At 42.0% G+C, this 4,741-nt stretch carries 4 protein-coding genes; all 4 read right to left on the reverse strand.

What is annotated here, in order from left to right; genetic code table 11:
* Positions 1-371 precede the first annotated feature (371 nt).
* Positions 372-605: a hypothetical protein gene (locus F6K37_RS32320; protein ID WP_008179742.1), complete on the reverse strand. Its 234-nt coding sequence runs from the start codon at positions 603-605 to the stop codon at positions 372-374.
* A gap of 590 nt (positions 606-1,195) precedes the next feature.
* A complete protein-coding gene (locus F6K37_RS32325) occupies positions 1,196-3,604 on the reverse strand; it encodes an ATP-binding cassette domain-containing protein (RefSeq protein WP_287254722.1) in 2,409 nt (802 codons plus the stop codon).
* A gap of 411 nt (positions 3,605-4,015) precedes the next feature.
* Positions 4,016-4,171: a hypothetical protein gene (locus tag F6K37_RS32330; protein ID WP_008179738.1), complete on the reverse strand. Its 156-nt coding sequence runs from the start codon at positions 4,169-4,171 to the stop codon at positions 4,016-4,018.
* Between the two features lie 45 nt (positions 4,172-4,216).
* Positions 4,217-4,735: a DUF8051 family protein gene (locus F6K37_RS32335; protein WP_008179736.1), complete on the reverse strand. Its 519-nt coding sequence runs from the start codon at positions 4,733-4,735 to the stop codon at positions 4,217-4,219.
* Positions 4,736-4,741: the final 6 nt, after the last annotated feature.

Genomic DNA, 4,741 nt, shown 5'->3' on the forward strand with positions numbered 1-4,741 from the left:
CTACGAACTCACCCAATTAATAATTCCTCTAACTATAACAAAAAAAAATCGGTCAAGCTCTGGTTAACCCCAAGTCTTGACCGAATTCTTTTGTAAAGCTGAGCTCAACTCAACTCTAAATCACTGTCTTGATGCAGTCGCTCATGGGGGGGACCACGGCAGTCGCTCATGGGGGAAACCCCCAAGACCGCGCTGCCTCCCCAAGACCGCGCTGCATCGCTACTGATGAACTAATACATTCTTATCGAATTAGTCAGCAACTGCTCGAAAGCAACCACATTCTAACTCATCCTTCATCCTGATTTATATCCCTCCACAAAAAACGTTCACCATTCATAGTCGCCAGGGCTTTGCCCTGGCAATTTACTATCCTAGTCTACGTAAAAATATCGAATCAAAAAGGTCATAACCTCACCCGGTTTTCCAGTAGGCTCGGGAGTGCTCCACTCGTCTGGGTAAGCATACTTAAGGGAATAAATGGCATTAATTGTTTTGCGAACCTTTTCAGGAGAACCGATCAAAACGAGCTTGGCTTTCTTCCGTTTACGACCTTCGTTTTCAGGGGTGATATTGTCATCAGAGTTAGGTGGAAAGTTTTTAGTCATCAGTAATGACTCCTTGAAACTGCTTAATTATTAATATATTTATAAATTAATTTATTGTCAAGGGGTTTAGTAATTTTTTTTATTACGAAATATGGAGATTGTGGAGAGGTTAGAAAGAAAAGATATCCGATGATTTTTTGTGTTAATATCAGAGATTAATAGTAGGGTGGGCAGTGCATAAAACCAATTGAAAAGCTGATAATCCTAAAAGTAAGCACTGCCCACCGACAGATTAATAGTAGGGTGGGCAGTGCATAAAACCAATTGAAAAGCTGATAATCCTAAAAGTAAGCACTGCCCACCGACAGATTAATAGTAGGGTGGGCAGTGCATCCGACTAATTTAAAACCTGACTATCCTAAAAGTAAGCACTGCCCACCGACAGATTAATAGTAGGGTGGGCAGTGCATCCGACTAATTTAAAACCTGACTATCCTAAAAGTAAGCACTGCCCACCCTACATCTACTCTATATTTCTCTGCCCACCGACAGTAAATTAACTATAAAATTAATTCTCTGGTGGGCAGTGCCTCAGACTAATTTAAAACCTGACAATGATCAAAGTAAGCACTGCCCACCCTACATATTTCCTATAAAATATCCTTCCGCTTCTGTAATTTAAAGGCGATTATTAAATAAACCCCGGTGTGTAAGCACAGTAGTAGCCAGTTAAGAATCAAATTTTGCCAGGTGGCATCATAAACGGGTGTTGCTTCAAAGGGAGGAGGAGGAAGCTTCAATCCAAACCTGGAAGACTGTTCTGGTACCATGCTATTCACATTTACCAGGGCACCGTAAGCTCCCATTGACCAACGACTTACCATCAGCCAAGATAGTGTACTGGCTAATCCTTTTAGTTTAAAAATAACTCCAGAAAAAATAATCTGGGGTAGCAAAATCAATGGTATAGTATTATTGGCTTCACTTTCATTTTTAACCAATGTCGATACCATCAGACCTAAACTGGTAGCAGCGATAATGGTTAAAAAAGTAGTGATTCCCAAGCCAATTTTCCAATCCAGTAGTTCAGAGGTAGGTGGCTTAAACCCATAGAGCACAATAGTAACAATCAAGATAGTTTGTAAAATAGCTAAGCCAGACCGAATCAGTACTTTGGAACCGAGATAGGGAAATAACCCTAAATTAACCAGTCGCTCTCTCGCATAAATACTGGACTCTTTCACAATTTCTTGCAGTGAACTAGATAGTCCAACCCACAGGGCAGCACAGGTAAAAATAAACAATACTCGTAGCGCTAGAGGTGCTTGGGTTATCTCTGGAGACTTCAGTTGAGCTAAGGGGTCTTTCCCTGACAACGTCAGAATAATCAAACTAATCCCAATCGGAGCAGTTAGTAAGGCTAGGGCAAGACTTCGCATATCCCGCACTACTAGTTGTAGATAGCGCTGACTGAGCAACAGCAGTTGCTTGAGTTGCTTGAAAACAGGAATACCAGCACTTTTGCTAGGGATTGAGGTCGATAGCAACCTTTGACCAGGACTGAGGTGTGCTGAAATGTAGGTCTTGTAACCAGGTGAGCTGAGAAACCGCTGATGCCAGTGTTCACTATTCTGCTCAAGTTCCTCCGGTGTTTCCCCTTGCTCTAGCTTCAGGTAAATATCAGGGAAGTATCTTAAGTCTGGAGATGGCATCTTAAAAAAGTCCATCGCTTCTGTGGGAGGACCAAAGTAACACAACCGTCCACCCCGACCCATAAAGGCAATGCGATCGCATACGTCAATATTCGCAGTAGCATGAGTCACCAGCACCACAGTTCGTCCCTGATTCGCTAATTCTCGCAATAGCTGCATCATTTCCTTATCCAGTCCTGGATCTAGACCAGAAGTAGGTTCATCCAGAAAGAACAGTTTCGGATCAGCCAATAATTCCACAGCAATACTGACTCGTTTCCGTTGTCCCCCACTCAGATTACCCACAACCGTGTTTCTCACAAAATCCAGTTTGACTTGTGACAAAGTTTGCTTCACCACCTGTTTCACATCAGTATCTGGTGGTAATCGTAATTCACAGGCATAGGTTAATACTTCTTTTACAGTTAAATCCCGATGCACAATATCATCTTGGGGAACATAGCCAATTTGTGAGCGGTACTGATTAAAATGCTGTCGCAAATCTTGGCCATTGATAAATACAGTACCTTTAGTAATTGGTGCAATTCCTAATAGAGTTTTCAGTAACGTAGATTTACCAGTGCCACTACCTCCTACCAAAGCCACTAACTGACCAGGTTCAATCGGCATAGAAACGTGATTCAGGATAGTGCGTTTTTTGCATAATTTATAATTAACCTCGCGCAGCAATTTATCAGCATCAATCCGAATTTGATTACCTTGGTCAACTAATTCTAAAGTATCCTGCCTCAACAGTAATATAAACGGACCAATCCGAATCGTATCCCCATCCTTAAGTAAAACTGGTTTATGGATTAACTTGTCATTGATAAAGGTACCATTTCTGCTATAATTATTAATCTGATAATTGCCTTCGTAAATCTTGATAAGGGTAGCGTGAAGGGAGGAAACTGTCGGTGCATCTAATGGCCAACAGTAGGAAAGTTCAGGATTAGGAGAACGACCCAATTGCACTGGCCAATTTTGCACACTTGCCAAGGAAAGCTGCCGTTTATTTGGCGTCACCCTTGGTTGACTATGGGCAGGATTAAAGTAAGTGAGGCGAATGTAATCCCGAGGATTTTGTCCAATGGTCAACTCTAAGCCATGTTTCAGAAGATACCCATCAGTGATGCGAGTGTGGTTAACAAATAGTCCATTAGTACTTGGATTTGCCCCATCACCATCAAAAATCCGATAATCCTCTCCCTCTTGAAGCAGAAAAGCATGGCGTTGGGAGACAATAGTCCAGCCTGTTTCAGGAATATCGAAATCTGACCAAGTGCGATCGCGTCCTAATCGATAAAATCCTTTCTCAAGAGAAAAACGAAGTACTTGACCTTGATTGTTTAGCTCTAGATATATCATTGTCATATATAGCACTCTCAATCGGATGAGGTACCTCGCCCTTAGGGTTTTAGGGAGCTAAGGCCGTGGGCCACGCTTACTGGCTTTGCCAGACGCTGCGCGAACGCGCCCCGCGTGGCCTACGGCCAAACGCGAACGGAGCAGCGGTAAGAACCTTGAATGTACCTCATAGCTATGATAAACGCTATATAATTTTTATTTGAGATGTAAACATAGGATTGATATAAAAAGCAAACATATTCCTTCTAATTCTTAAGCATTCAGCGGTCAGCAGTCAGCGGTCAGCTTTCCTTAACTCAGATTAAACTAATGGTTATTTTTGTTATTCAAAAGCTGTTCGGTGTAGCTTGCCCTATGCCCATAAGCTGATAGCTGGTAAGCATTCAGCCGTCAGCCGTCAGTGGTCAGTGGTCAGCTGATTTTATTCAAAAACACCTCAAGTAGGGTGGCACAGGCTTCGACGCTGTGATCTAAGCCATAAGCTGATAGCTGATAGCTGATAGCTGATAGCTGATAGCTTACGATAGCTGTTACCGTAGCCTGGTACAGGCTTCGACGCTGTGCCACAAAGCTGATAGCTGACAGCTGAATACTTACGAATGTTAGGCACTGTTAGCTACCTATAGCCGATTTCGTAGCAAAGGTAATAATGCCAACACCAACAATAACCAAAAAGAAAGCGAAATATACAAACGTCTTTGAATAGGGTTTGCTTTCTATTACTTGCTCCTTGCCACTAGTGTTACTCGTCATAGCTCCGCGAACAGAAAGAAATAGTAAAGGAAGAGAAACAATCATTCCCAATACTTCAATTACAAATAGCGCCTGAGGCATGGGATCTGGCGAAACTGGAAAGAGTGTTCCTAAGTCTAGGGCGTATACGATAAAATAGGACATAGCACATAAGCTAGACACAATGAACGCCCACTTTAAATCTTTGAAGATAAAGTAAATAATTAAAAGGCTGACTATCTCTAGGGAAGTTAAGAAGGTATTAAATGCCCCCAATATCAAGGGGTCAATGTGTGAGAAACTCCTTGTTTCAATTGAACCACCAGGAATTAGAGACCCCAACAATCCAAAAGATAAAACCAAGAGTGCAGATACCAGATGTCTAATAGTTATTGTCATTGTAAT

The sequence above is a fragment of the Moorena sp. SIO4E2 genome (assembly GCF_010671945.1).
Classification (GTDB): Bacteria; Cyanobacteriota; Cyanobacteriia; order Cyanobacteriales; family Coleofasciculaceae; genus Moorena; species Moorena producens.